The organism is Actinoplanes sp. NPDC048988, assembly GCF_043197815.1.
Classification (GTDB): Bacteria; Actinomycetota; Actinomycetes; order Mycobacteriales; family Micromonosporaceae; genus Actinoplanes.
Genome location: NZ_JBICTW010000009.1, coordinates 180,485 through 206,088, shown reverse-complemented (window position 1 = coordinate 206,088; position 25,604 = coordinate 180,485). Strand labels below are relative to the sequence as shown.

At 70.7% G+C, this 25,604-nt stretch carries 24 protein-coding genes; 9 read left to right on the top strand and 15 right to left on the bottom strand.

Translation table 11 applies throughout. The features are described from left to right. Positions 1-150 precede the first annotated feature (150 nt). Positions 151-1,287, top strand: a complete 1,137-nt coding sequence (locus ACGFJ7_RS27235) for a cysteine desulfurase family protein (protein WP_392644563.1) — start codon at positions 151-153, stop codon at positions 1,285-1,287. Beyond that, positions 1,284-1,496: a sulfurtransferase TusA family protein gene (locus tag ACGFJ7_RS27230; RefSeq protein ID WP_392644460.1), complete on the top strand. Its 213-nt coding sequence runs from the start codon at positions 1,284-1,286 to the stop codon at positions 1,494-1,496. The genes ACGFJ7_RS27235 and ACGFJ7_RS27230 overlap by 4 nt, the downstream gene beginning before the upstream one ends. On the opposite strand, the gene ACGFJ7_RS27225 is transcribed toward ACGFJ7_RS27230, so the two are convergent. The 4 genes from ACGFJ7_RS27225 to ACGFJ7_RS27210 all read right to left on the bottom strand — a co-directional run bounded on the left by ACGFJ7_RS27225 (position 1,489) and on the right by ACGFJ7_RS27210 (position 4,694). Continuing rightward, entirely contained in the window at positions 1,489-1,989 is a 501-nt protein-coding gene (locus ACGFJ7_RS27225) for an ATP-binding protein (RefSeq protein ID WP_360252686.1), read from the bottom strand. The genes ACGFJ7_RS27230 and ACGFJ7_RS27225 overlap by 8 nt on opposite strands. A 10-nt stretch (positions 1,990-1,999) precedes the next feature. Then, positions 2,000-2,980 (bottom strand): carbohydrate kinase family protein, encoded by a 981-nt coding sequence (locus ACGFJ7_RS27220; protein WP_360252683.1) that lies wholly within the window; start codon positions 2,978-2,980, stop codon positions 2,000-2,002. Positions 2,981-3,091: 111 nt separating this feature from the next. After that, positions 3,092-3,463: an iron-sulfur cluster insertion protein ErpA gene (erpA, locus tag ACGFJ7_RS27215; protein ID WP_360252680.1), complete on the bottom strand. Its 372-nt coding sequence runs from the start codon at positions 3,461-3,463 to the stop codon at positions 3,092-3,094. 127 nt (positions 3,464-3,590) lie between these two features. Beyond that, positions 3,591-4,694: a glycerate kinase gene (locus tag ACGFJ7_RS27210; RefSeq protein WP_392644457.1), complete on the bottom strand. Its 1,104-nt coding sequence runs from the start codon at positions 4,692-4,694 to the stop codon at positions 3,591-3,593. Between the two features lie 101 nt (positions 4,695-4,795). Here ACGFJ7_RS27210 and nadA point away from each other — a divergent pair, with 101 nt between their 5' ends. The 4 genes from nadA (at position 4,796) to ACGFJ7_RS27190 (ending at position 9,808) form a co-directional block, all read left to right on the top strand. Beyond that, positions 4,796-5,974 (top strand): quinolinate synthase NadA, encoded by a 1,179-nt coding sequence (nadA, locus tag ACGFJ7_RS27205; protein WP_392644561.1) that lies wholly within the window; start codon positions 4,796-4,798, stop codon positions 5,972-5,974. A 201-nt stretch (positions 5,975-6,175) separates the two neighbouring features. Then, positions 6,176-7,531 (top strand): UDP-N-acetylglucosamine 1-carboxyvinyltransferase, encoded by a 1,356-nt coding sequence (gene murA, locus ACGFJ7_RS27200; RefSeq protein WP_392644455.1) that lies wholly within the window; start codon positions 6,176-6,178, stop codon positions 7,529-7,531. Between the two features lie 70 nt (positions 7,532-7,601). Next, positions 7,602-8,219: a DUF3043 domain-containing protein gene (locus ACGFJ7_RS27195; protein WP_360252671.1), complete on the top strand. Its 618-nt coding sequence runs from the start codon at positions 7,602-7,604 to the stop codon at positions 8,217-8,219. 626 nt (positions 8,220-8,845) lie between these two features. Continuing rightward, the gene (locus ACGFJ7_RS27190; RefSeq protein ID WP_392644453.1) at positions 8,846-9,808 is read left to right on the top strand and encodes a MerR family transcriptional regulator; all 963 of its coding nucleotides are present in this window, start codon (positions 8,846-8,848) and stop codon (positions 9,806-9,808) included. Here ACGFJ7_RS27190 and ACGFJ7_RS27185 read toward each other — a convergent pair. Further along, positions 9,785-10,093 (bottom strand): AzlD domain-containing protein, encoded by a 309-nt coding sequence (locus tag ACGFJ7_RS27185; protein ID WP_360252665.1) that lies wholly within the window; start codon positions 10,091-10,093, stop codon positions 9,785-9,787. The genes ACGFJ7_RS27190 and ACGFJ7_RS27185 overlap by 24 nt on opposite strands. Beyond that, entirely contained in the window at positions 10,087-11,355 is a 1,269-nt protein-coding gene (locus ACGFJ7_RS27180; protein WP_392644451.1) for an AzlC family ABC transporter permease, read from the bottom strand. Before ACGFJ7_RS27180 ends, ACGFJ7_RS27185 begins: the two co-directional genes overlap by 7 nt. A gap of 66 nt (positions 11,356-11,421) precedes the next feature. Here ACGFJ7_RS27180 and ACGFJ7_RS27175 point away from each other — a divergent pair, with 66 nt between their 5' ends. Further along, positions 11,422-11,976 (top strand): XRE family transcriptional regulator, encoded by a 555-nt coding sequence (locus ACGFJ7_RS27175; protein WP_360252659.1) that lies wholly within the window; start codon positions 11,422-11,424, stop codon positions 11,974-11,976. On the opposite strand, the gene ACGFJ7_RS27170 is transcribed toward ACGFJ7_RS27175, so the two are convergent. From ACGFJ7_RS27170 to ACGFJ7_RS27135, 8 genes are all read right to left on the bottom strand, one after another. Beyond that, entirely contained in the window at positions 11,973-12,380 is a 408-nt protein-coding gene (locus ACGFJ7_RS27170; protein ID WP_392644449.1) for a VOC family protein, read from the bottom strand. The genes ACGFJ7_RS27175 and ACGFJ7_RS27170 overlap by 4 nt on opposite strands. A 12-nt stretch (positions 12,381-12,392) precedes the next feature. Continuing rightward, on the bottom strand, positions 12,393-12,854 hold the full coding sequence (locus ACGFJ7_RS27165; RefSeq protein ID WP_392644447.1) for an SRPBCC domain-containing protein: 462 nt from the start codon (positions 12,852-12,854) through the stop codon (positions 12,393-12,395). Then, complete coding sequence (locus ACGFJ7_RS27160) at positions 12,851-13,183, bottom strand: metalloregulator ArsR/SmtB family transcription factor (protein WP_360252650.1); 333 nt, start codon at positions 13,181-13,183, stop codon at positions 12,851-12,853. The genes ACGFJ7_RS27165 and ACGFJ7_RS27160 overlap by 4 nt, the downstream gene beginning before the upstream one ends. A gap of 36 nt (positions 13,184-13,219) precedes the next feature. After that, positions 13,220-14,503 carry a glycoside hydrolase family 16 protein gene (locus ACGFJ7_RS27155; RefSeq protein ID WP_392644445.1) on the bottom strand — a complete coding sequence of 428 codons (1,284 nt, stop codon included), beginning with the start codon at positions 14,501-14,503 and terminating at the stop codon, positions 13,220-13,222. A 33-nt stretch (positions 14,504-14,536) separates the two neighbouring features. Continuing rightward, positions 14,537-15,490, bottom strand: coding sequence for an ATP-binding cassette domain-containing protein (locus ACGFJ7_RS27150; protein WP_360252644.1), 954 nt, complete (start codon positions 15,488-15,490; stop codon positions 14,537-14,539). Next, positions 15,487-16,281 (bottom strand): ABC-2 family transporter protein, encoded by a 795-nt coding sequence (locus ACGFJ7_RS27145; RefSeq protein WP_360252641.1) that lies wholly within the window; start codon positions 16,279-16,281, stop codon positions 15,487-15,489. The genes ACGFJ7_RS27150 and ACGFJ7_RS27145 overlap by 4 nt, the downstream gene beginning before the upstream one ends. Continuing rightward, a complete protein-coding gene (locus ACGFJ7_RS27140; RefSeq protein ID WP_360252638.1) occupies positions 16,274-17,104 on the bottom strand; it encodes an ABC-2 family transporter protein in 831 nt (276 codons plus the stop codon). Before ACGFJ7_RS27140 ends, ACGFJ7_RS27145 begins: the two co-directional genes overlap by 8 nt. A 1,264-nt stretch (positions 17,105-18,368) precedes the next feature. Beyond that, the gene (locus ACGFJ7_RS27135; RefSeq protein WP_392644443.1) at positions 18,369-18,824 is read right to left on the bottom strand and encodes a hypothetical protein; all 456 of its coding nucleotides are present in this window, start codon (positions 18,822-18,824) and stop codon (positions 18,369-18,371) included. 2,349 nt (positions 18,825-21,173) lie between these two features. Between ACGFJ7_RS27135 and ACGFJ7_RS27130 the strand changes: the two genes are divergently transcribed. Beyond that, positions 21,174-23,753, top strand: a complete 2,580-nt coding sequence (locus ACGFJ7_RS27130; RefSeq protein ID WP_392644441.1) for a hypothetical protein — start codon at positions 21,174-21,176, stop codon at positions 23,751-23,753. A gap of 20 nt (positions 23,754-23,773) precedes the next feature. Then, positions 23,774-24,772 (top strand): aldo/keto reductase family protein, encoded by a 999-nt coding sequence (locus ACGFJ7_RS27125; RefSeq protein WP_360252629.1) that lies wholly within the window; start codon positions 23,774-23,776, stop codon positions 24,770-24,772. Between the two features lie 3 nt (positions 24,773-24,775). Here the strand turns inward: ACGFJ7_RS27125 and ACGFJ7_RS27120 are convergent, their stop codons facing one another. Continuing rightward, complete coding sequence (locus tag ACGFJ7_RS27120; protein ID WP_360252626.1) at positions 24,776-25,603, bottom strand: site-2 protease family protein; 828 nt, start codon at positions 25,601-25,603, stop codon at positions 24,776-24,778. Between the last annotated feature and the right edge of the window lies 1 nt (position 25,604).

Here is a 25,604-nt window from a genome sequence, read left to right as displayed (position 1 = left end):
CCCCGCCCGAAACCGGACACCGAGCGGCAAGGCGTCACCGTCGGTCGCAGATTACTCGACCTGGCCCTAACGTCCGGGCCGGGGGGTCGGATCTTCGACGGTGCACGGTTACCCTCAACAACCGGACGATACCGTTCCCGAGTGGAATACATGGGCGTTCCCGGTGGTCCGGCGGCATACATGGACGTCGCGACCGCCTCTCCCCTGCATCCGGTGGCCCGGGAAGCCCTGCTGGCGGCGCTCGACGACGGCTGGGCCGACCCGGCCCGGCTCTATGCCGCGGGCCGGCGGGCACAACAGCTTTCCGAGGCGGCGACGGGTGCGTTCGCCGAGGCATTGGGGGTACGGCCGGACGAGCTCTCGCTCTGGCCCTCGGGCACCGCGGCCGCGCAGGCGGCGGTGCTGGGCGCCCTGGCGGGACGGGCCCGGCAGGGTGACACATTGGTCCATTCCGCGATCGAGCACTCGGCCGTGCTGCACGCGGCCCGCCGCGGAAAGGCCGTCGAGGTGGGAGTGGACCGTCTGGGCCGGCTCGACCTCGACGCGTGGGACAGCGCGGTGTCCACACCGGGCGTGGCGGTGGCCGCGCTGATCAGCGCGAGTCACGAGGTGGGCACGGAGCAGCCGGTGGCGGCGGCCGCCGGGTACTGCGACGAGGCCGGCGTGCCGTTGTTCGTGGACGCCGCCCAGTCGATCGGGCGCGCGCCGGTGGCGCCGGGGTGGTCCCTGCTGAGCGCGAGCGCGCACAAGTGGGGCGGCCCGCCCGGGGTCGGCGTCCTCATCGTACGCAAGGGTGTGCGCTGGATCTCGCCGTTCCCGCAAGATGATCTTTATCGCCCGGGCGTGTCGGGCGCCCTCGACCTGCCGGCGGTGGTGGCCGCGGCGGCGAGCCTGCGGGCCGTGCTGTCCGAGGCGCAGGCCGAGGCCGTGCGGCTGTCGGCGCTCATCGACCGGATCCGCGAGCGGGTGGCGGCGACAGTGCCCGACGTCGAGGTGGTGGGCGACCCGGTGAACCGGCTGCCGCACCTGGTCACCTTCTCCTGCCTCTACGTCGACGGCGAGGCGCTGCTGCACGCGCTGGACCGGGCCGGGTTCGCGGTCTCGTCCGGCTCGTCGTGCACGGCGTCGACGCTGCGGCCGAGCCACGTGCTGGAGGCGATGGGCGTGCTCAGCCACGGCAACGTGCGGGTCTCGCTGCATCGCGGCACGACCGAGGACGAGGTGGAGCGGTTGTTGGCCGTACTCCCGGGAATCGTCGAAAGCATCCGGAAGGAGGCGGGAATGTGATCGAGCTCGACTGCCGGGGCGAGAAATGTCCCCTGCCGGTGATCCACCTCGCTCAGAGGATCAAAGACCTCGAGATCGGCCAGACCGTACGGGTCCTGGCCGACGACCCGGCCGCGGCCAACGACATCCCGGCCTGGTGCCGGATGAAGGAACAGGAGTACCTGGGCTCCCCTTCGCCGGGCGCCTTCGAAGTCAGACGTCTCAGCTGAGGTATTCGAGGATCGGGCTGACCGGGTCCTTGGCGAAGAAGGTGTCGACGACCAGGCGCGGGCCGAGGTAGGGCTCGTACTCTTTCTGGCGCTCGAGGACCCGTACCCAATCGGGAATTCCCTCGTGATCGCGTGCTTCGTAGCGCTTCTCCACCCGGCGGCGATGCTCGGCGTCGTCGCCGCAGACCACCTCGACCACCCGCAGCGGCACGGCCAGGCGCTCGGCCAGGTCGACCCAGAGCTGGCGGGCCGCCTTCACCGGGTTCACCGCGTCGATGATCACGTGCTGGCCGTTGGCCAGCTGCACCTCGGCCAGCGCGGCCACCACCCCGTAGGCCGCGTAGCCGGGACGGGGCTCGCTCACCTCGTACCGCTGCAGGGTGAAGTCGACGGTGTCGACGGCGAGCACGCACGCCGGCAGCTCAGTGGCCACCCTCGCGGCGAGCGTGCTCTTCCCCACGCCGGGCAGACCGGCAAAGACCGCCAACACCATGGTTTTCCCTTTAGACGGCCGGCAGGAACGGCTTGATCTCGGCGGCGGCGTCCTCGCCGTACGAGTCGGCGAAGCGCTTGACGAAGTCGCCCGGGCGCACGTCGTACTCCTGGGCGCCGTCCGACTCGAGCACCAGCGCGGCCACCAGCGAGCCGACCTGGGCCGCCCGCTCGAGGCCCAGGCCCCACGAGATGGCGGCGAAGAAGCCGCCCCGGAAGCCGTCGCCGACGCCGGTCGGGTCGGCCGGGATGACGTCGCGGGCGACCGGCACGTGGATCCGCTCGATGCCCCGGCCGGTGATCTCGACACCGTCCTTGCCGAGCGTGGTCACCCGGATCTTGACCTGGTCGAGGACCGCTTCCGAGGTCAGGCCGGCCTTGGTCTCCAGCAGCGAGCGCTCGTACTCGTTGGTCAGCAGGTACTCGGCGCCGCTGATCAGGGTCAGCACGTCACTGCCGTCCATGCGGGCGAGCTGCTGCGACGGGTCGGCCGCGAACTTGAAGCCCCGGGCGCGGCACTCCTGGGAGTGGCGCACCATGGCCGCCGGGTCGTTGGCGGCGATGATCACCAGGTCGAGGCCGCCGGCCCGGGCGTCGACCGGGGCCAGCTCGATGTTGCGGGCCTCGGCCATGGCGCCGGCGTAGAACGAGGCGATCTGGTTGAGGTCCTCGTCGGTGGTGCAGACGAAGCGGGCCGTGTGGGCGACGTCGCTGACGTGCACCGAGTCGCAGTCGACGCCGTGCCGCTCGAGCCACGAGCGGTAGTCGGCGAAGTCGGCGCCGACCGCGCCCACCAGGATCGGGTGCAGACCGAGCTTGCCCATCCCGTACGCGATGTTCGGGGCCACGCCGCCGCGCCGGACCACCAGGTCGTCGACGAGGAAGCTGAGCGACACCTTGTGCAGCTGGTCGGCGATGAGCTGGTCGGCGAACCGTCCCGGGAAGTGCATCAGGTGGTCGGTGGCGATCGAGCCGGTCACGGCGATCTTCATGGTGGGCCCTTGGGTCGGAAGAACAGGGGGGCTTACGTACGCAGCCTACCGGCTGGGTAACGCACAGCAGGCCGCCCCGTGAACGGGACGGCCTGCTGTTTACGCCAACGATCAGTGGAACGAGTCACCACAGGCGCAGGAGTTCTGCGCGTTCGGGTTGTCGATCGTGAAGCCCTGGGCGTCGATGCGGTCCGCGAAGTCGATGGTCGCGCCGGCCAGGTACGGCGAGGACATCCGGTCGACGACCACCTCGACGCCACCGAAGTCGGTGACGACGTCGCCGTCGAGCGAGCGCTCGTCGAAGAAGAGCTGGTAGCGCAGGCCGGAGCAGCCACCGGGCTGCACGGCGATACGCAGGCGCAGGTCGTCGCGGCCTTCCTGCTCGATCAGGGCCTTGACCTTCACCGCGGCGACGTCGGTCAGGATGACGCCGGTCGGGGCGGCGGTCGCCTCGGTCGACGGGGTGTGCGCTTCAGCAGTCACTGCGTATCTCCCTGCAGGGTCCTGGAACGATTTGGCCTGGGTTTTCCGCTGCGGGAAAACTCAGTCAGGTGCAGTACTTGCCAACGCTAACCCCATTCCCCGAGATTCCCAATTGGGGTGGCTTAGTTCACCGGCTCCACTGGGAAGCGAGGCGGGCGGAGAGTTCTCGCAGGCCACGGGCGGGCTCGCGCATGGCGGTTTCCTCGCTGCCGAAATGTTCGGTCAGGGAATACGTCTCGGTCACGCCTGCTGCGGCGGCTTCCCGGAAGCCCGTTTCGTTCCGGCCGCAGAGCACGACGCAGGGCAGACCACGGTCCCTGGCTCCCCCGGCGATGCCCGCCACGACCTTCCCGCGCAGCGACTGATGGTCGAAAGATCCTTCTCCGGTGATCACCAGGTCGGCCGCGTCGAGCTCCTTCTCCAGGCCGATGGCGGTCGAGACCAGCCCGATTCCGGACACCACCCGCCCGCCGAGGGCGATCAGCGCGGCCCCGATGCCACCGGCCGCTCCCCCACCGGGAGCCACCTCGAGATCGGTCAGATCAAAGGCCCGTTCCAGTACGCCGGCGAACTGCTCCAGCGCGGCGTCGAGCCGATACACGTCCTCCTCGCTGGCGCCCTTCTGCGGCCCGAAGATCTTGCTGGCCCCGTGCAGGCCGGTCAACGGGTTGTCGACGTCGGTGGCGGCGATCAGGCTCACCTGGCGCAGCATGGGCACCCCGCCGAGCGAGGCGGCCGCGTTCAGATAGGCGCCGCCGTACGGAAGCGCGTACCCGGCCACGTCGACCGGCGGGGCGCCGAGCGCGGCCAGCATCCCGGCCCCGGCGTCGTTGGTGGCCGACCCGCCGAGCCCGATCACGACCTCGGCCGCGCCGGCCTCGACCGCCGCCAGCAGGAGCAGTCCCAGCCCGTACGAGCTGGTGGTGTTGGGGTCCCGCTCCTCGCGGGTCAGAAGGTGGAGGCCGCAGGCTTGGGCGCTCTCGACATAAGCCGTGGAACCGACCAGAAGCACCTCACCGGGCACGGGACGGCCCAGCGGATCGACCGTGTCGACCGGGATCCGGCGGCCGCCGAGCGAGCCGGCCAGAACCTCGATGAAGCCCGGCCCGCCGTCGGCGATCGGCCGGCTGATCAGCTCATCCGCGCCGGACCAGCCCTCGGCCACCGCCTCGGCGACCTCGGGAGCGGAAAGTGTGCCGGCGAACTTGTCAGGACAGATCAATACGCGCACGTGACGAGTGTGGCAGCCATCCGACCACCCCGCCCGCCACCCTTGAGCGGACTGAGGCTGTGCTGGACGGAACAGCGATGACCGTCTTGCGCTGTGCGACGATGACCAACGTGACGTCGACCTGGACCGAACCCTCGAACACCGCCACCGCACTGCTGCTGCTCGGCCGCGGCACCGACCCCGCCTCCGAGCGGGGCGTCGACTGCCCGGGCGACCTGCCCGCACCCAGCGACCCCGACCTGGTCGCCCGCGCCACGGCGGCCAAGGCCGCCCTCGGCGACCGCGTCTTCGTGCTCGGCCACCACTACCAGCGCGACGAGGTCATCCAGTTCGCCGATGTCACCGGCGACTCGTTCAAGCTCGCCCAGCAGGCCGCGGCCCGGCCCGACGCCGAGTTCATCGTCTTCTGCGGCGTGCACTTCATGGCCGAGAGCGCCGACATCCTCACTCGTAAAGAGCAGCGGGTGATCTTGCCGGACCTCGCGGCCGGCTGCTCGATGGCCGACATGGCCGTGCTGGGCCAGGTCGAGACCGCGTGGGAGCGCTTCGAGGACCTGGGCATCACCGGCGACATCGTCCCGGTCACGTACATGAACTCGTCGGCCGACATCAAGGGCTTCGTCGGGCGCAACAAGGGCGCGGTCTGCACGTCCTCGAACGCCAAGCGCGCCCTGGACTGGTCGTTCGAGCAGGGCAGCAAGGTGTTCTTCCTGCCGGATCAGCACCTGGGGCGCAACACCGCCGTACTGGAAATGGGCTTCGATCTTGATGATTGCGTCCTCTACGACCCGCACAAGCCGGGCGGCGGGCTGACCGACGAGCAGCTGCGGAACGCGCGCATGATCCTGTGGCGGGGGCACTGCTCGGTGCACGGGCGCTTCACCCTCGACAGCGTGCGCGAGGTCCGCGAGCGGGTGCCCGGCGTCAACGTGCTGGTCCACCCCGAGTGCCGGCACGACGTGGTGCGGGCGGCGGACTACGTCGGCTCGACCGAGTACATCATCAAGGCCCTCGACGCGGCGCCGGCCGGGTCGGCCTGGGCGGTCGGCACCGAGCTCAACCTCGTACGGCGTCTCGCCCTCGCCCACCCCGACAAGCAGATCATGTTCCTCGACCGGACGGTCTGCTACTGCTCGACGATGAACCGCATCGACCTGCCGCACCTCGTGTGGGCGCTGGAGGAACTCGTCGCCGGCCGGGTGCCGAACGTGATCACCGTCGACGACGAGACGGCGCACAACGCGCGTGTCGCGCTGGACCAGATGCTCGCGTTGCCGTAGTGACGCTGTGTAGCGAACAAGATCCGCAGCGCGTCCGGGATTTTTAACTCTGTCCTATTTAACGTCCGCTGGGCGTTGTGATGACTTCCTAATTTGTCACTCAGCGCTATGCTTCCCCGGTTGCGGAAGCGGGTACCCCCATCCGGCTTCCGCCCCCTCGATCATTTCGGGCGCCCCAACGCCCGCCAGCTGGAGGTTACGTTGACCGACGACGTCCTGGTCGTGCACGGCGGTACGCCGCTGCAGGGTCAGATCCGGGTCCGTGGCGCCAAGAACCTCGTCTCCAAGGCGATGGTCGCCGCCCTGCTGGGCGAGTCACCGAGCCACCTGTACGACGTGCCCGCCATCCGCGACGTCGAAGTCGTCCGCGGGCTGCTCGCCCTGCACGGGGTCAAGGTCAGCGACGGCGCCGACGACGGCGAGATCGTCATGGACCCGACGAACGTCGAAAGCGCCAGCACCGACGAGATCAACGTGCACGCCGGCTCCAGCCGGATCCCGATCCTGCTCTGCGGCCCCCTGCTGCACCGCCTCGGACACGCGTTCATCCCCGACCTCGGCGGCTGCCACATCGGCCCCCGGCCCATCGACTTCCACATCCAGGCGCTGCGCGAATTCGGCGCGGTCGTCGACAAGGCCCCCGAGGGCATGCACCTGAGCGCGCCCAACGGCCTGCACGGGGCCAAGCTGGAACTGCCGTACCCGAGCGTGGGCGCGACCGAGCAGGTGCTGCTCACCGCCGTGCGGGCCGAAGGAGTCACCGAACTCCGCAACGCGGCCATCGAGCCCGAGATCATCGACCTGATCTGCGTCCTGCAGAAAATGGGCGCGATCATCACGGTGCACACCGACCGGGTCATCGAGATCCAGGGCGTGCGCAAGCTCCACGGCTACAAGCACAAGCCGATCCCCGACCGGATCGAGGCGGCCAGCTGGGCCGCGGCCGCCCTGGCGACCAAGGGCGAGATCGAAGTCCTCGGCGCCCGCCAGGCCGACATGATGACGTTCCTGAACGTCTTCCGCTCCATCGGCGGCGAATGCGAGATCACCGACGACCGCGTGGCCCGCCCCGGCGTGACCCCGGTCGAAGGCGGCATCAAGTTCTGGCACCCCGGCCACGAACTCCAGGCGGTGGCCCTCGAAACGGACGTCCACCCCGGCTTCATGACCGACTGGCAGCAGCCCCTGGTGGTGGCCCTGACCCAGGCCCGCGGCATCTCGATCATGCACGAGACGGTGTACGAGCAGCGGCTCGGCTACACCGACGCGCTCAACCAGATGGGCGCCACCATCCAGGTCTACCGCGACTGCCTCGGCGGCACCCCCTGCCGCTTCGGCCGGCGCAACTTCATGCACTCGGCGGTCATCGCCGGCCCGTCCAAGCTCCACGCGGCCGACCTGGTCATCCCCGACCTGCGGGCGGGCTTCGCCCACCTGATCGCGGCGCTGGCGGCCGAGGGAACCTCCCGGGTGTACGGGGTGGACCTGATCAACCGGGGCTACGAGGACTTCGAAGGCAAGCTGGCGGCGCTGGGCGCGCACGTCGAACGGCTGTAACAGGCTCCGGTTTCATCACTATCAGCGGCGCGGTGTGAAACACACCGCGCCGCTTGGCTACTCTCTGAGCGTGCCCTCGCTTTTCCGCCGCAAGCAAGACGACGCCCCCACGACCGAGGTTGTGGAGGAGGTGACGCCTGAAACGACGCGCCCGAAGAGCTACACGCCCAGCAAAAAAGAACTGGGAGTGGCCACCCCGAAAAGGACCAGCACGGGACGCCGCGTGGCGGAGCCGACGCCGACCAACCGCAAAGAGCAGCTCAAGCAGATGCGCGAGCGGCAGCGCGAGGAGCGGGCGGAAGCCACGGCGGGAATGAAGGCGGGCGACGAGCGCTACCTGCTGGCCCGCGACCGGGGGCCGGAGCGCAGCCTGGTCCGCGACATCGTCGACGCGCGGCGGACGGTGGGTACGTGGTTCTTCGGTGGGGCGCTGATCGTGCTGATCGGGTCCACCGTGCAGGTGGCGGCGGTGCAGCTGGCCAGCAACATTCTCTGGCTGCTGTTGGCGCTGGGGGTGATCGTGGACAGCGTTCTGATCTCGCGGAAGGTCAAGCGGCTGGTTAACGAGCGCTTTCCCAAGCACACTCAGCGGATGGGGTCGCTGCAGCTTTACGGGGTGATGCGGGGGCTTACGTTTCGGCGGATGCGGGTTCCTAAGCCGAAGGTTTCTCTCGGTCAGGCTGTTTGAGGCTTTCTTGCGCTGGGACGGCCGAGGGCCGGGTATGGCCGATCCTGGCTGGCTGAGGAGCGCTTTACGCCTGGATCGGCCATACCCGGCCCTCGGTCTTGCATGGGGGCCTGGTTGACGCCAGGAGCTTGGTTGCGCGGTTCTGGGTGGGTGGCTCGGTAAGGGAGCGCCTCGCGGCTTGAGACTGGGTGCTGTTCGCTGCCGCGCTGCGGTTCGGGTGAGGGAATCGGTCACCCGGGCTCGGCTGGGTGGTGGGCTGGGCGGCAATTCCAGGCCGGTTGCGCGGGTTGGTGGGCAATCTTCTGGGCTTGCGTCTGGGTCTGCTCTCCGGGCTGCATCTTCAGCTGACCTCCGGCTGTATCTCCGTCTCCCCTTCCGCTCGCAACTCCGGCTGGGCTCTGTGCTCGCACCTCCGGCTGCCCTCCCGCCCGCACCTCCGGCTGGGCTCTGGGCTCGCACCTCTATCCGCCCTTCCGCCCGCGGCTCCGTCTCCGTCCCTGCCTAGACGTCCATCTGCCCTTCCAGGCTGCGCTTTGGGCTTGCGTTTCCATCTGCCCTTCCCCGCTGGGTGCCGGGTGGGTTTTGGGGTTGCGTCTCCATCTGGTGGAGGGTGGAAGGTGGGTGGCGTGGATGGCGGGGTGCTGTATTCGATTGGGGAACTGGCTCGGCGGACCGGGATGGCGGTGCGCACGATTCGGTTCTATTCGGATGCCGGTGTTCTGCCGCCTCACCACCGCAGTTCTGCTAACCACCGGCGGTACGACCCAGACGCGATCACTCGGCTCGAGATGATTCGCACGTTGCGTGAGTTGGGGCTTGACCTGGTCACCATCCAGCGGGTGCTTGCCTCGGAGATCAGCATGTCGCAGGCGGCGGCTGTCCATGCCGAGGCGATCGACATGCAGATTCAGGTGCTCAGGGCGCGACGGACGGTTCTGCGCCTGGTGGCGAAGCGGGACTCCAGCACCGAGGAGATGGAGCTCATGCACCGCGTCCTTCGACTGTCCGAAGCTGAACGTCACCGGATCATCCACGACTTCATCGACAGCGCGTTCGGTGACGTCAACGCCAATCCTGAGCTGGTCGGCCTTCTGCACTCGGCCATGCCGAACCTGCCCGACGAACCGGACGCCGAGCAGGTGGAGGCGTGGATCGAACTCGCTGAGCTCGTTCAGGACACCGATTTCCGAGCAGGCGTACGGCGGATGGCCGAGCACCAAGCGTCCGAGCGCGCCGGCGGCGATCGGACCGGACTTCACCACGAACTGACCGGGTACGTCCGCGACCGTGTGACGGCGGCGGTGACGGCCGGGATCTCCCCCGCGTCGGAGGCGGCCGGTGTCATCGTCGCTGAGCTCGCGGGCCGCTATGCCGACACGTTCGGAAGAACTGACAGCCCGGAATACCGCGCCGAGCTGCTGAGGCGACTGGAGATCGCGAACGAACCACGCGTCGAGCAGTACTGGCGACTCATCTCCACCATCAACGGGTGGCCGGCCGTGCCTTCGCTCGCACCGGTCTTCGACTGGTTCATCGAGTCACTTCACCTTCACGCCCCGGCGGGATCAGGGAAGGCCGGCCAGGCGTAGTAGAGCCGCGGAAGCGGCGGCGGCGACCACGACGACGACGAAGGGCGCTCGGCGCCAGGCGAGGAGGGCGCCCACGGCTACGCCGGTGGGGCGGGCCAGGCCGGCGAAGTGACTGCCGGCCATGATCGTGGAGGTGGCGGCCAGGGCGGCCAGCAGGGCCGCGGCGGCCATGGGGAGCAGGCGCTGGACGGTGTCGGAGAGGTGCAGCCGTTCGCGGAGCAGGACGCCGCCCAGGCGCATGGTGTAGGTGCCCAGGCCCAGAACGAGGACAGCGGCGATCAGCATCGGACCTCTTTCGCGGAGTGAGAGTGGCCGGCGAGGCGAGCCGAGGCGCCGTCAGGGTCGGATGCAACGTCCGGCGCGGAGACAACGCCCGGCGCGAAGGCTACGTCCGGCTCGACGTCCGGCGCGGAGGCTACGTCCGGCTCGACGTCCGGCGCGGAGGCTACGTCCGGCTCGACGTCCGGCGCGGAGGCTACGTCCGGCGCGGACGCAAGGTCCGGCGGCGAGACAAGGTCCGGCTCAACGTCTGGCGCGGAGACAACGCCCGGCGCGAAGGCTACGTCCGACTTGACGTCCGGCGCGGACGCAAGATCTGACCCGGAGGCTACGTCAGGCGCGGGCGCGGAGGCGGCGTCTGGCGCGGGCGCGGAGGCGGCGTCTGGCGCGGGCGCGGAGGCGGCGTCTGGCGCGGGCGCGGAGGCAGGGTCCGGCGCGGGCGCGGAGGCAGGGTCCGGCGCGGGCGCGGAGGCAGGGTCCGGCGCGGAGGCGGCCTTGCGGGCTGTGGTCTTCGAGGCGGACGCGGCCCTCGAGGGCGGCGCGACGTTGGGTAGCGGAGCGGGCGGAGCAGCTGGGCTGCTGGGGCCGCTGGGGTGGCGGAGCAGGGTGAGTAAGCCCAGCAAGGCGCAGAGGATTGGTAGGCCGACTGGGAGCAGTGGGGTCAAGGCTATGGCTGCTACGGCGCCGGTTAGGGCTACCAGGCGGGTTTGGCGGTCTTTCAAGGACGGCAGGATCAGGGCTATCAAGGCGGCGGGGAAAGCAGCGTCCAAGCCCAACGCGTCGGTGTCGGAGACGGCGCCGCCCAGGAGGACGCCTAGGGCGGTGCCTGTGTTCCATGAAGTGAACAGCGTTGTGCCGATCAGCCAGTACGTGTGGCGGCGGCGGGGTGGGGTCTTCTCGGCCAGGGTGAAGGCGACCACCTCGTCGGTCATCAGGTGGCTGCCGATGACGCGGTCGCGGAGGCGGGGGCCCATGGCCGTGCCCAGGGCCATGCCGAACGGGAGGTGGCGGGCGTTCAGGAGAAGGCCGGCCAGGACGGCGGCTATGGGGTTGCCGGCGGCGAACAAGCCGACCGCCAGGAACTGGGAACCGCCGGCGAAGACGATGGTGGACATGGCGAACGGGAGCCAGGTGGGCAGGCCGTAGGCGATGGTGATGGCGCCGAAGGAGGCGCCTACGGCGATCATCGCCAGGCCGATGGCGGCGGCGTCGCGGAGCAGCGCACGGTCGGCGGGGGCGCGCGAGGGCGTTCGCTGTAACGTACGCATGGTTCAGGATATTGAACGATGTCTGCTGCGTTCGTCAAACCGAACGACTCGATCGATGGAGCGAACATGCACGAATCGGCGCCTCCGCTGGCCACGATTGCCGCGGCTCTGCGGCGGGAGCGGGAGCGGGCGGGGATCTCGCTGGCCGAGCTGGCGCGGCGGGCGGGGCTGGCCAAGTCGACGCTGTCGCAGCTGGAGGCCGGCACCGGGAACCCGAGCATCGAGACGCTGTGGTCGCTCGGGGTGGCGCTGGGGGTGCCGTTCAGCCGGCTGGTCGAGCCGCCGCCGACGCGGGTGCGGGTGATCCGGGCCGGTGAGGGGCCGCGGGTCCAGTCCGACCGGGCCGACGTGGTGGCCACGCTGCTCGCCGCCGGGTCGGCGCACGCGCGGCGGGATCTCTACGTCATGGAGCTGGCGCCGGGTGAGCCGCGCGAGGCGGCCGCGCACATCCCGGACAGCGTCGAGCATCTGGTGGTGGCGGCCGGCCGGATCCTGGCCGGACCGGCCGGCGAGCAGGTGGAGCTGGGACCCGGCGACTACGTGTCATTCCCGGGCGACGTGCCGCACTCCTACGAGGCGCTGGAGCCCGCCTGGGCCGTTCTCGTCATGGAGCATCGCTAGCCACGGGTGGAGATCTGCTGGACGGCCCAGCCGTTGCCGTCGGGGTCGCTGAAGAAGACGAAGCCGACGTTGTCCAGCGGGTCCGCCACGGGGTACGGATTCTGGCCGAGGGTCTGCACCTCGCTGCACTCGACGCCGCGTTCGACCAGTTCCGCGTGCGCCTTGCGGATGTCCGGCACGACCAGTTGGAGGCCCCGCAGCGAGCCCGGCGGCATATCGGGCACCGCGCCCTTGCCGATCACCACCGAGCAGCCGGAGCCGGGCGGGGTGAGCTGGATGATGCGGACGTCGTCGCCGAAGCTGGTGTCGTGGTCGACGTGGAAGCCGAGCCGGTCGGCGTAGAACTGTTTCGCACGGTCGAGGTCGGTGACGGGGACGACGACGACTTCCAGGGTCCAGTTCACGATGTTCCTCCTTCAGAGCAGGGCGTCGAGACGTTCGAATCCTTCACCGAGCCCGCGCTCCATGGGGTAGGAAAGCGCACGCTCGCGGCCGAGCGGAGTGGCGTAGCGGATGACGGTGGTCAGCACGGTTCCGGCGCCCTCGGCGCGGAACTCGTGGCTGATCAGGGTGTCGCCGGGGTACGACTGGTCGTCGAAGCGCTCGGTGTGCAGCAGCCGGTGGGGCGGGTCGACCACGCGGTAGGTGCCACGCTGGGTCATCCGGTCGCCGCCGGGGCCCTCGCTGACGAACCGGTAGGCGCCGCCCACCCGCAGGTCGATCTCGCATTCGACCAGATGCCAGCCCCGGGCGCCGTACCAGCGGGTCAGCAGGGCGGGCCGGGTCCACGCGGCGAAGACCCGGGAGGGCGCCGCCGCGAAAGCCCGGGTGAGGACGATGTCGCGGTCGCCGGGCGCGGCCACGCTCAGGCCGCTCACGGTTCCTCGTCGATCGGAAGGGAGGCCAGCACCTCGTCGAGTCGCCGGAAGGACTCCTCCCAGTACGAGCGGTAGTCCTGCAACCAGTCGACGGCCTCGCGCAGCGGCCGCGCCTCCAGGCGGCAGGGCGCGCGCCGGTTGCCCGGCCCACGCGAGATCAGGCCGGCCCGCTCGAGGACCTTCAGGTGCTTGGTGATCGCCGGCTGGGTCATCGCGAACGGCTCGGCCAGCTCGGTGACGGTGGCCGAGCCGTGGGCGAGGCGGGCCAGCAGGGCCCGCCTCGTGGGGTCGGCCAGCGCGGCGAAGGTGGCGTCCAAATCAGTTTTCATAACCGATTGGTAATCTACGACGCGCCCCACCGGCCGTCAAGCGGGTACGCCACCACGCCAGATGGAGATGGGGCCGACCGTCATCGTGCGAGCGTCGAAGGTCGGTGTCGCGTCGCCCGCGACGGCCACGTTGAGCAGCATGAACTGCGGCTTGGCGAACGGCCACGTACGCCCCGCGGCGGTGACGTCGGAGGCCCACAGGACCATCGTCGGCTTCCGGTCGACATAGAAACGCACGGTGGTGGCGTCGAAATACACGCCGAAGCGGTGGCTGCCCGCGTCCAGCGGCACACCCAGGTCGGTGGTGCCCTCGCTCCAGTCGTACGACCGGCCGGCCAGGTGCACGGCCGACTTGGCCAGGGTCGGCTCGCTGCCGGTGCCCTCGAAGATGTCGAGCTCGCCGCAGGCCGGCCAGCCGACGCTCGGCATGTTCGCGCCGAGCAGCCAGAACGCGGGCCAGACGGCCTCGCCGGTGGGTGCGGTGATCGCGGCTTCGACGTACGAGCCGGGCGCGACCGTCACCTTGCCCTGCGTGGTGAGCCGGGCGCTCGTGTAGCCGCCGTCCTCCGTCCGCAACGCGGTGATCTTCAAGTTTCCCGAGCCGTCGACCTGGGCGTTCGCCGTACTGCTGGTGTAGGTCTGCCGTTCGCCGTTCCCCCAGCCGCCGGCCCCGGTCTGCCGGTTCCAGACCGTGGCGTCGGGCTCGGTGCCTTCGGCGCCGGCGAAACCGATGGTCCGGGTTGGTGCGCTTCGCACGCTTCTTGGGGTGTACGCCGTGACAGGCTGCACAGAAGCACCGGTGATCTGCACCGTGAAGGCGCCCGAGGCCGGCAGCGCGAAATACAGCGAGGTGTCGGCCGCGCCGGAAGCCGTGGCCATGAAGGTACGGGTGATCCGCTGCCACTTGGCGGTCGCCGGGCTCACGTACTCGGAGACCTTCGTGGGCCGGTTCTGCCAGGCCCCGTTGGCCAGCAGCATCCCGTACCGCCGGCCGGCCCCGCCGAGGTCACGCACGTACGCCGTCATCCGATAGGTCCGCCCCACCTCGAATGCCGGGATCTTGAGCGTGCTCAACGCGTACGCCCAAGAACCGGAACCCCCCTCGCTCCGCACCTCGACCCCGGTCGTGGCGGGCCCGCCCTTCAGGGCGGTGACCCGCCGCAGGGTGACCGAGCCGGACTCCGAGGCCACCGACCAGCCCGCAAGATCGGCCTTGGCCGAGCCGTTGAGCAGCCTCTCGGGCGACGGCGCCGCGGCCGCCGGCACCGGAGCGCCCAGCAGGAGAGCCGCGGCGGTGGCGGCGGCGATCAACGACCTCATGGTGTGACGTGATCGGCCGGGCGCCGGAGATCCTTAGCGGGACGCGGTGTAGAGCTTCGCGACGACGTCCTCGATGTCCGGCTCGACCACCGACAGGTCACGCACGGCGGCCGCGCCGGCCAGCCCGGCCACCGCGGCGCCGGCGGCGATCGAGTCGAGCGTGAAGGTCACCCGGTGCCCGTCCGCCTCGGTGCCGGTCAGGGTCGCCCCGGGCAGCACGAAGCCGGGCGGCAGCGGCGTGTCCAGGTCGACGACCAGGCGCCGCCGGGAACCGTACCGGGAATGAAGCTCCTCGATCGTGCCGTCGTGCACGACGTGACCGTGGTCGATGACCACCAGGCGGCGGCACAGCCGCTCGATGTCGGCCAGGTCGTGCGTGGTCAGCACCAGCGTCACGTCACCACCGCGGCCGAGATCGCCCAGGAACGAGCGGACCGCCTGCTTGCTCACCACGTCCAGGCCGATCGTCGGCTCGTCCAGGAACAGCACCTGGGGACCGTGCAGCAGGGCGGCGGTGAGCTCGCCCCGCATGCGCTGGCCGAGCGAGAGCTGCCGCACCGGGGTGTCCATGAACTCGTCGAGGTCGAGCAGCACGCGGCACCTTTTCAGCCGCTCCCGGTGGGCCGCCGGGTCGACCCGGTAGATGTGCCGGAGCAGCCGGAACGACTCGCCCAGGGGCAGGTCCCACCAGAGTTGCGAGCGCTGCCCGAAGACGACACCGATCTCCAGGGCCAACTTCGTTCTCTGGGGTACGGGTTCCAGGCCGCACACGCGCACGTCACCGCTGGTCGGGGCGAGCACGCCGGTGAGCATCTTCAGCGTCGTCGACTTGCCGGCGCCGTTCGGGCCGATGTAGCCGACCATCTCGCCCCGCTCGATGGCCAGGCTCACCCCGTCGACCGCGCTCACGGTGCGCTTCTCGCGTCTCAGGCGGCCGGCCTTCACGCGTACGGTGAAATCTTTCCGCAGGTCTTCCATGTGAATCATGAGCCGGTGCTCCGGTAGTGACGGACGCCGGTACGCCACACCAGCCCGGCGATCGCCGCCGCGGCCAGCGCGACCAGCGGCGCGGTGTATCCCGCCCAGGCCGGCAGGCCCAGCGGATCGGATCGGCCCAGGATCACCAGGGCCGGCTGATAGGCGACGAAGGCGAAGCCCAGGGCGTACGCGAAAACCGCCCGGAACCACCCGCCGTACACGGTGACCGGGTACGACGCGAAGTCGCGGCCACCGTACGTGAAACCGTTGCCGACCTCGCCCGACTCCACCCACCAGAACGCGAAGCTGCCGGCGATCACGAAGAGCGACCCGAAGAAGACGCCGGCCGAGACGGGTGAGACGGCCAGCAACAGCACCCGGGCCGGAGACCAGTCGATGTCGTTCATGGCGACCGCGGCGACCAGCACACTGAGTCCCACGAACAGGCGCATGATCTTGCGGACCGGCAGATCCATGCAGACCAGCTGGGGCAGGACCCCGAGCGGGCGGACCAGGACCGCGTCGAGGGCGCCGCTACGGACGTACCTCTTCAGGTCGTCGATGTTGCCGACCGTCATGTCGGCCAGGACGAAACCGGCGCTCGTGATGCCGGTCATCATCAGCGCCCCGGCCAGGTCGAACCCGCCGATCGTGGTGGCCGCGCCGAACAGGACGAAGATGGTGGCGACGTCGATGACCGTACCGGCCGCGTTGGTGATCAGCTCCATGGCGAAGCTGGCCCGGTAGCTGGCCATCGAGCGGAATTTGGCGCCCAGGAGGGCCGCATACGGGTTACCCACCCTGGATCACCAACTTCCTCTCCGCCTTCTTCTGGACAAGATGGGCAGCCGCCAGCATGACGGCGGCCCACACCGCCTGCAGCGCGACCAAGCTCGCCTGGGTCGCGGGGCCGTCGCGCTCGATCAGCACATCCAGGGGAGTCTGGAGCAGGCCGGGCAGCGGGGTGCACACCCAGAGGGTGACGGTCAGCCAGTCCGGGAGCAGGCGCAGCGGGAAGTAGAGGCCGGCCAGCACGCCGCTGGCCAAGGTCCAGAAGCCGATGGGGCCACGGGCGTCGTGCAGCCAATAGGCGGTGGCGTTGACCAGATAGCGGCACCCGAAACAGCCGACCACCGCGAGTACGACGGAGACCGCGAACAGAGGCACGGTCTGCCAGCGCTCAGGCTCCCGAAGGCCGAAGAAGACCGCCCCCGCGATCACCGGCGGAACGAACCGGGTGAGCAGGGCGTGCAGGCCCCGGCCCAGATCGGCGGCGAGATAGGCGGTCACGGGCGAGAGCGGCCGTAACAAGTCGGCCGCGACATCACCCGTACGGATCCGGTCGGAAAGGTCGGTCCATCCCCAGATGCTCACCACGGCGAGTAACCCTTGGCCCACCCAGACGAACGTGGCGAGCTGCTCGGTGTCATATCCGCCGGGCCGGCCGCCCGGCGCGCCCGCCGCCACGGCCAGGAGCACGTAGCAGCGGAGAAAGCCAAAGACTATGTTGGTGAACGCTCCGGCGGCGGTGGCCTGGCGATAGGTCGCATACCGCCGGAAACCCGACCAGACCAGAGCACCGAACGTAGAGACAGTCAGCACCCTGGCGTCAGTCCCGCTCACGCCGTTAACCTCCTAGTGCCTTTTTCCTTCTCCCACCCAGCGGAGCCGGGTGACCTTATCCGGGTCTCCGAACGGCTGCATCACAATTACGACCAGAAGTGGATTTCGCCGTGACGGAGCGTCGCCAATGAAGGGCTGGGGCTCTTCGGACCCCTCCTCCTCGAACGGCGGCGCCAGCAGCTGGGGCGCCTGGGCCGACGAGCCCGCGTGGGTCTACGAGATCACCTGGGAGTGGGAGCCCGTACCCGGCCAGCGCTACCCCGGCGACCCCGGCCGCCGCAAGGCAGTGCACACCCCGGTCTACGAGGCGTCGGACGGCGCCTCACCCGCTTCATGGTCCAGCCCGGAAGATCAGCCCCCGACGAGGTACGCACACAGGCCCGTGCAGAACGACGATCCGCAGTTCCGCGCTCCCCAGCTCCGTGAGCCGCAGCTCCGGGACCCTCAGTCCCGTGAACCCCAGCCTCGCGAGCCCCAACCTCGCGATCCCCAGCTCCGCGAGCCGCAGTCTCGTGAGCCGCAGTCTCGTGAGCCGCAGTCTCGTGAGCCGCAGTCTCGTGAGCCGCAGTCTCGTGAGACTCAGCCTCGCGAGACTCAGTTCCGCGAACCTCAGCACCGGGAGACCACGCCTTACCAGAGCCCGCAGCCCGGATCGCCGGGCGGCGCCCGGCCGGCGTGGGAGGGCGCCGCCCCTTCCTATTCCGGCGCCCAAGGCTCTCCTTACCCCGGCGCGCCCTACCCCGGCGCGCAGGGTGGCGGCTCGCAGTACTCCGGCTCGTACGGCACACCGCCGCAGGACCCGTCCGGGCGCACCCAGCCCCTGTGGAACCGCCCGGCCCAGAGCCACCCCATGCCCCCGCGCGACCAGACTCCCGACCCTTCCCGCCCGGCGGACGCACGCCCCACCCCCGACCAGCGCCGAGGCACGGCCCCGGTCTACGGCCGCCCCCAGTCCCCCGCCGGCGGCGAGGGCTGGAACATCCCCCACCAGCCGGACCTACCCCACCGCGACCCCCGAACCTCGTCCCCCACCGAGCTTCCGCAGCGCCACACCCAGCGCCCCCAGCCCGACTCTTCCCAGCGCCCCCATCCCGATCCTTCCCAGCGCGACGCCCGCGACTTCCCCTCGCGCGACGCCCGCGACTTCCCCTCGCGCGACGCCCGCGACTTCCCCTCGCGCGACGCCCGCGACTTTCCCTCGCGCGACGCCCGCGATCTGCCCTCGCGCGACACGCACGGCCTCCCCTCGCGCGACGCCCGTGACCTACCTCCGCGCGACGCCCACGACCTGCCGCAGCGCGACGTCCACGACCTGCCCCAGCGCGGCTCCCAGCCCGCCGCTCAGCAGCGCGACCTGCCCCAGCGGGACCAAGCTCACCGCGACGCCCGGGACCTTTCCCAGCGCGGCGCCGCCCAGCCGGCTCCTCAGCAGTACGACGTGCCGTCGCGCGACCTCCCACAGCGCGGCGTCTCCACGCAGCGCGACCTGCCCCCGCGCGATCTCCCTCAGCGCGGCTCCCAGCCCGCCGCCCAACAGCGCGACGTCCCTCAGCGCGACGTCCCTCAGCGCGACGTCCCTCAGCGCGACGTCCCTCAGCGCGACGTCCCTCAGCGCGACGTCCCTCAGCGCGACGCTTTCCGCGCCGCCGTGGTGCCGCAGCCGCCCTACCCGCCCGGCATGCAGCCCCCCGGCGACCCTCGCTCGTCGTCCGATCCGCAAACCCCCCAGCCGTACCAGGCTCCGAACTCCCCCGCGCCGACGCAGGCCTCCGGCCGCGCCACCTCACCCGGCGTGTACGGCGCCGCACGCCCACCGGCCGCCACCCCCAGCGCGCACTACGGCCGCCGCCACACCCCCGAAGAGCAGCAACAGGACACCATGCGCCCGGTTTCCCCGGCCACTTCCGGCGCCTACGGCAACGCCCTCCCGGCCCCCGCCGACGCTTTCCCGCTTCGCCCGGGCCAGCGTCCGGCCCCCGGCCAGCGCGACGGCCGCAACTCGGAGGCACCTTTCGACCTGCGCCCCGCCCCCCAAGAGCGCGGCACCCCCGTCGAGTCCCGTCCGGCCCCACAGCCCACCCGCGTCACCCCGCAGCGCCCCGCCGACCCGGCGCCGCTGTACCCCACGGCCCCAGGCTCAGCCGTCCCTTCCCCCACCCCGGTCCGCCCGGTCTCCGCACCGGCCCCGGCCCACCAGGTCTCGGCCCCGGCCCACCAGGTCTCGGCCCCAGCCCACCAGGTCTCGGCCCCAGCCCACCAGGTCTCGGCCCCGGCCCACCAGGTCTCAGCCCCAGCCCACCAGGTCTCAGCCCCAGCCCACCAGGTGTCGGCCCCGATCCATCCGGTCGCGGCCCAGACCCCCGTGGTCCCGGCCCAGCCCGCCGCTTCCGCCCCTCAGCCACCCTCGATCCCGGCACAACCGGCGCACGCAGGCCCTGGCCGCCCCATGTCCACGCCACCCCAGCCACCGCAGGCGGCCCGGAGCTACTCCGCCCCCGGCACCACCTACCCCGCCGCCGAACCGACCCGCCCGGTCTCCAGTCCCGCCCACCCGGTTCCAGAACTCACGCAGCCCATCCCCCGACCCACACACCAGGGCTCCGGACCCGTGCCGCCCGTATCCGGACCCGCACAGCCCGTCTCCGGACCCGTGCCGCTCACGTCCGGACCCGTGCCGCCCACCTCAGAGCCGGTGCCGCCCGTCTCCGCACCCGTGCCGCCCGTCTCCGGGCCGGTGCCGCCCATCTCCGCACCCGTGCCGCCCTACTCCGGACCGGTGCCGCCCATCTCCGCACCTGCGCATCCGGTCTCCAGGCCCGTTTCCGCCGCGGCAGATCCCGGCGCATCGGCTTGGCCGCCGTCGGCCCCGGCTTATCCGCCCACCGCCCCGGCACCATCGGCATACGCGGGACCGAACGTCCCCGTCTCATCGCCTACCTACGCGGAAGAACCGGCCTGGCCGACAGCGGGTACGACGCCGCCCCCAGTCATTCCCGGCCAATTTGGCCCGACCGACCAGGCTCATCCCGTTCCTGGACCGGTCCACCCGGCCTCTGGACCTGCTCGCCCCACGTCGGGACCCGCACGGCCCGACTCCGGCCCCACGTGGCCCGTATCCGGTCCCACGCAGTCCGCGCCCGACATCACCCGGCCCATGGCTGGACCCGCTTCAGGCCCTGCCCAGCCGGTATCGGGACCGACACACCCCACCTCCGGCCCCGCCCAGCCCACATCCGGACCCACGCACCCCACCTCCGGCCCCGCCCAGCCCACATCCGGACCCACGCACCCCACCTCCGGCCCCGCCCAGCCCACATCCGGACCTACGCATCCGACCTCCGGCGCTGTCCGGCCCTTCTCCGGGATTGCGCAGCCCGGGGAACCGGTGTGGCCGGCTTCGGGCGGCGTGCAGGCCGGTTCGGCCTGGGGCGACCACCCGCACGCTGGGCAGTCGCAGGTTCCCGCTTCTCCCGTACGGCCTCAAGACCCGGCGCATCCGGTCTCCGGGGCGGCGGTTCCCGGTCAGCCGATCCTGGGAGCGCATGGTTCCCCGGTGCAGCCGGTGTCCGCCCCGGGCGACTTCGACGCGAACGCCTCGCGGCACGGGACGGTGCCCGCCGAGTTCCGGCAGGACGAGTACTACGAGCCGGAGCCCGCCTACCAACCGCACGCGGACCTGACGATCGCGCCCGGCCGGGACGCCGCCGAGTTCGACCGTCCGGAGCCCGTCACCGCGCCGCCGTACCTGGTCGCCGACGCCGACAGCGCACCCGCCGACCACTACGACCCGTCGGTCAGCCCGGTCTCGTCACTGCCCACCGATCGCCCCCTGCCGACCGGCCCGGTCGCCGGTCCTCTCACCGTCGACGCATCCGCCACAGCGACGCCCGCCGCCGAGGCACCGGTCACCGAGACGCCGATCGAACGTCCCGCCGGCGAGACGTCCAGCTCCGCGACGCCCACCATCGCCACGCCCGCAGCCGAGGAACCTCGCGGCCTCGGCTGGCTCCTGTCCCAGAGCGGTCTCGGCGCGGTGACCCCTCTCCCTCCGCCGGAGCCGCTGCTGGCAATGCTCGAGCAGCAGCCGGTCGTAGCGGAGCCCGAGCCCGAAGAGATCCGCCCGGTCAGCGCCATCCCCGAGAAGCAGAACTGGTTCGTCCCACCCGCCGACGACGAGCTCGCCGCGGACGAGGACGCCCACGAGGCTGACCCCGAGGAGCCCGAGGCCGACCAGTACGCCGTCGCGCCTCCCACCACAGCAGACTTCCCAGCGGACGAGTCCGTCCCCGCTGACCTGGTCCCGGATCCGGAGGCGCTCCCGCCCACCACCGAGCTGCTGGCCGAGCCCGAGGCCTATTCGCACGCACCCGAGCCCGCGGCGGGGAATCTCGGCACCCACCCGGCCACCGAACCCGAGGCCTACCCGCAAGCGCCCGAGCACACAGCGGAGGATCTCGCCCCGGCCGCGGAGCCCGAGGCCGACCAGCCTGTCGATCACCCGGCCGAGATGCCGCCGGCAGACCAGCCGACCGTCGACCACCGCACCGTAGACGCCGAGACTCCCCAGCTCGCACCGGACGTAGCCGCCACAGACCCGGAGAACCCCCAGCTCGAGACCGACGTTCTCGCCACAGAGCTGGAGGACCCGCAGCTCACCACCGACCTCCCCGCGGCAGAATCAAAAGCCGAATTGCTCAGCGCCGATAGTGCCGACAGTGAGGTCGTTGAAGCGCAGGGGGATCAACCCGCAGATGAGCTTGCCGTCGAGGAACCGCAGGCAGCACCGCCTACGACCGACAGCGAGACCACACCTGCGTGGACGGACGAGCCGTCCGCCATCGACGGTGAAGCCGTAGAGGTAGACACCGCCTCGGCCGCTGAGGCGGTCACCGATGCTGAGGGCTATGGAGCCGCAAAGCCTGAACCGGAGGACTTCCGGCCTTCCGTGACCGAGCCCGAGCGAGTCGAGGACGTCGATGCGGCCTTCGCTGCGTCGGTGGAGCAGGAGGCCGACGAGTCTGCGGACGTAGCGGAGAGCGGCGAAGGCGAGCCTGAAATCGACGAGGTTTCGCCGGGCGTGCCTGACCGCGTCGACGAGGCTGTGGCTGCTGAGCCGGGTGACGCTGACGAGTCCGCCGCCCGTGGCGAGGACTCAGCCGAATCTCTTGAGATCGAGCTGGGACCGGAATGGGCTCCTGCCGATGACGCTGAGGTGGAGCAGGCGGTCGAGGAGCTGCTGGAGGTGGCTGAGGCGCCTTCGGCCGAGTTCGGTGTGGCGGAACCCGAAGAGGACGGGGACGCGGTCGATGTCGAGCTGCTGGAACCGGTGGCCGAGGATGCGGTCGAAGAGCCCGCTGACGAGATCGTTGACGCTGAGCTGGTCGACGACTCGATGCCGGAGCTGGTAGCCGCGGAACCCACGGAACAGACGGAGGAGCCCGCGCCGGAGACAGCGGCCGAGCCTGAGCCGGCAGAAACCGCCGTCGAGCCCACTGAGGTCGAAGAAACCGCAGCCGAGCCCGCTGAGGTGGAAGAAACCGCCGCTGAGCCCGCCGCGACGGAGAGCGCGGTGGCGGCCGCGCCCAGTGTGGTGGCGGTGCCTCGGGTGCCGGCGGTGCCCATTCGGCAGCGTGGGGACACCGTGAGGGCGCTGGATCGGCGGGCCGATCCGGAGCAGGTTCTTTCGGCGTACCCGTGGGTCTTCGATCCGGCGACGCTTCGGGAGCGGATCGAGGAGGCCGACCCCATGGGGGTGGTCATCGACCGGCTCACCGACAAGCTGGAGTATGCCGAGCGTGACACCGTCCGGGCCCGGCTGCTGAGCTTGCGGGCCGTCGCCGAGCGGCTGCTCGACGAGCTTGACCCGGCCCTGGAGGACGCCCAGGCGGGGCTTGAGCATGCCCGGCGGGCCGATGATCCGGTGCTGCTGGCCACCGTGCTGGGGCGGCTTGCTCACGTTCGGCACTGGCGGGGTGAGTACGCCGAGGCGGACCGGCTCTACGCCGAGGCCTCGTCGCCCGAGCTTCCGACGCGGCTTCAGGCCGAGCTGCATGAGCTGGCCGGGCGGTCGGCGTTCGAGCAGGGGCGCTACCTGGAGGCCGTCAACCACTTCGAGACCGCTCTCGACCTGCGTAAGGGCACCGACCCGGATCTGGTCGAGCGGATCGAGCTCGCCCTCGACACGATCACCGGGTTGACGACTGAGGGATGGGGGCCCTATCCCCGTACCGAAGCCGAGATCTTGGGGGGTGAACCGGGCGAGCGTCCGGGGCCGGTCCTCTTCGAGGACGAGAACGGCTGGGGTGCTGTCGACGCGGACGGGCTGGTCGTGGTCGAGCCGAAGTACGACCGGTTCGCCACCGCGCTCGCCACCGGCGGCGTGATCGACGGGTTCACGGTCGACGGGCTGGCCGTCGTGGAGAGCGACGGCAGGCAGGGCGTCATCGACCGTACGGGCCAGGTTGTGCTTCCTCTCGAGCATGCCGAGGTTCGCATTCACCCGGCCGCTTTCCTCGTCGCCGACAAGTTCGGGCTGTGGGGTGCGCTCGGGCGGGACGGCGCGCCGATGGTCGAGCTGACGCACGCCGATCGGGCCGATGTGATCGAGGAGATCGAGCGGCGTCTGCCCGCCACCCGGCCAGTTCTGTGAGAAGGCAATAGTGTCGGGGCATGGAGTTTCGTCATCTGGGCCGTTCCGGCCTGCTCATCAGTGAGATCGCCTACGGCAACTGGATCACCCACGGTTCGCAGGTCGAGGAGGACGCCGCGCGCGAGTGCGTACGGGCCGCCCTCGACGTCGGCATCACCACGTTCGACACCGCCGACGCGTACGCGGGTGGGCGCGCCGAGGAGGTTCTCGGCCGCGCGCTGAAGGGTGAGCGCCGCGCCGGGCTGGAGATTTTCACCAAGGTGTTCTGGCCGACCGGGCCGGGACCGAACGACCGCAGCCTGTCCCGCAAGCACATCATGGAGTCGATCGACGCGTCGCTGGGCCGGCTCCAGACCGACTACGTCGACCTCTACCAGGCGCACCGCTACGACTACTCGACGCCGCTCGAGGAGACCATGCAGGCGTTCGCCGACGTCGTACGGTCCGGTAAGGCCCTCTACATCGGCGTGTCCGAGTGGACCGCGTCGGAGATCCGGGCCGGCTGGGAACTCGCGCAGGACCTGAAGATCCCGCTGGTGTCGAACCAGCCGCAGTACTCGGCGTTGTGGCGGGTCATCGAGGCCGAGGTGGTGCCCACCTCGATCGAGCTGGGCATCGGCCAGGTCGTGTTCTCGCCCATCGCGCAGGGCGTGCTGACCGGCAAGTACAAGGTCGGCCAGCAGCCGCCGGAGGGTTCCCGGGCCACCGACCAGCAGGGCGGCGCCGGCTTCATCCAGCGCTACCTGAATGACGAGGTGCTGGGCGCGGTCGCCAAGTTGCAGCCGCTGGCCGAGCAGGCCGGCCTGTCGCTGGCCCAGCTGGCCGTGGCGTGGGTGCTGCAGAACGCGAACGTCTCGGCCGCCATCATCGGCGCGTCCCGCCCGGAGCAGGTGCGTGACAACGCGGCCGCGGCGGGCGTCAAACTCGACGCCGACCTGATGAAGGCGATCGACGCCGCTCTGGACGAGGTGGTCGAGCGGGACCCGGCGAAGACGCAGAGCCCCGCCCGCCGTCCGTAGCGGTCAGGACCCCGACCAGAAACGCATGAGCTCGAGGCCGACGCGGATCAGGGCTTCCGACAGCCCGATCCGCTCGGCCAGCCAGAACACCACGTCGTAGAACCACTGCCCCACCTTCGTCTGCCAGAGCAGCAGGAAGAGGAGGATGAAGCCGTACGGGGCGAAGAGGTTCCACGCCCGCTGGTAGGCCGGGCTCATCCAGGGCGCGATGATCCCGCCACCGTCGAGCCCGGGGATGGGCAGAAAGTTGAGCACGCTGGCCGTGATCTGCAGGAATGCGAGCGCGGCCAGCGCCGCCCAGAACTCCAGGTGGTCGGCCGAGCCGGTCAGGGCGTACCCGCCCAGCGACGGCACCAGCTCGGGCCCCACGCCGATCAGGAACGGGATCGACACCACCAGCGCCAGGATCACGTTGGTGAACGGGCCCGCGAAGCTGATCAGCGAGTCCTTGACCTTGCTGCGGATGTACCGGTGGTCGACCCACACGGCGCCACCGGGCAGGCCGATGCCGCCGAGGATCACCACGACGACCGGCAGCACGATGGACAGCAGCGGGCTCGTGTATTTCAGCGGGTTGAGCCGCAGGTAGCCGCGTTCGGCCACGGTGTGGTCACCGGAGAAGTATCCGATCAGCGCGTGCGCGTACTCGTGCAGGCAGAGCGAGACCAGCCAGCCCGAGACGATGAACAGGAAGACGTCGACCCGTACGTTGCCGAAACCCGTCCAGGTCATCCAGCCGCTCACCGCGAAGATCGCGACGATGCCGACGAAGACCGGGCTCGGGATGAAGGCGTTGCGCGGCGTCCGCGTGTAGACCGGTTCGTATGTCACG

Bases quoted from the DNA above. Each gene is read 5' to 3' on its own strand.
- ACGFJ7_RS27125 (WP_360252629.1), top strand. From the start codon at position 23,774: ATGGAGTTTCGTCATCTGGGCCGTTCCGGCCTGCTCATCAGTGAGATC.
- ACGFJ7_RS27175 (WP_360252659.1), top strand. From the start codon at position 11,422: ATGCACGAATCGGCGCCTCCGCTGGCCACGATTGCCGCGGCTCTGCGG.
- ACGFJ7_RS27150 (WP_360252644.1), bottom strand. From the start codon at position 15,490: ATGATTCACATGGAAGACCTGCGGAAAGATTTCACCGTACGCGTGAAG.
- ACGFJ7_RS27225 (WP_360252686.1), bottom strand. From the start codon at position 1,989: ATGGTGTTGGCGGTCTTTGCCGGTCTGCCCGGCGTGGGGAAGAGCACG.
- ACGFJ7_RS27220 (WP_360252683.1), bottom strand. From the start codon at position 2,980: ATGAAGATCGCCGTGACCGGCTCGATCGCCACCGACCACCTGATGCAC.
- ACGFJ7_RS27155 (WP_392644445.1), bottom strand. From the start codon at position 14,503: ATGAGGTCGTTGATCGCCGCCGCCACCGCCGCGGCTCTCCTGCTGGGC.
- ACGFJ7_RS27185 (WP_360252665.1), bottom strand. From the start codon at position 10,093: ATGCTGATCGCCGCTGTCCTCGTTCTGGGCCTGGGCACCTACACCATG.
- ACGFJ7_RS27180 (WP_392644451.1), bottom strand. From the start codon at position 11,355: ATGCGTACGTTACAGCGAACGCCCTCGCGCGCCCCCGCCGACCGTGCG.
- ACGFJ7_RS27160 (WP_360252650.1), bottom strand. From the start codon at position 13,183: ATGAAAACTGATTTGGACGCCACCTTCGCCGCGCTGGCCGACCCCACG.
- ACGFJ7_RS27130 (WP_392644441.1), top strand. From the start codon at position 21,174: ATGCTCGAGCAGCAGCCGGTCGTAGCGGAGCCCGAGCCCGAAGAGATC.
- ACGFJ7_RS27235 (WP_392644563.1), top strand. From the start codon at position 151: ATGGGCGTTCCCGGTGGTCCGGCGGCATACATGGACGTCGCGACCGCC.
- nadA (WP_392644561.1), top strand. From the start codon at position 4,796: ATGACCAACGTGACGTCGACCTGGACCGAACCCTCGAACACCGCCACC.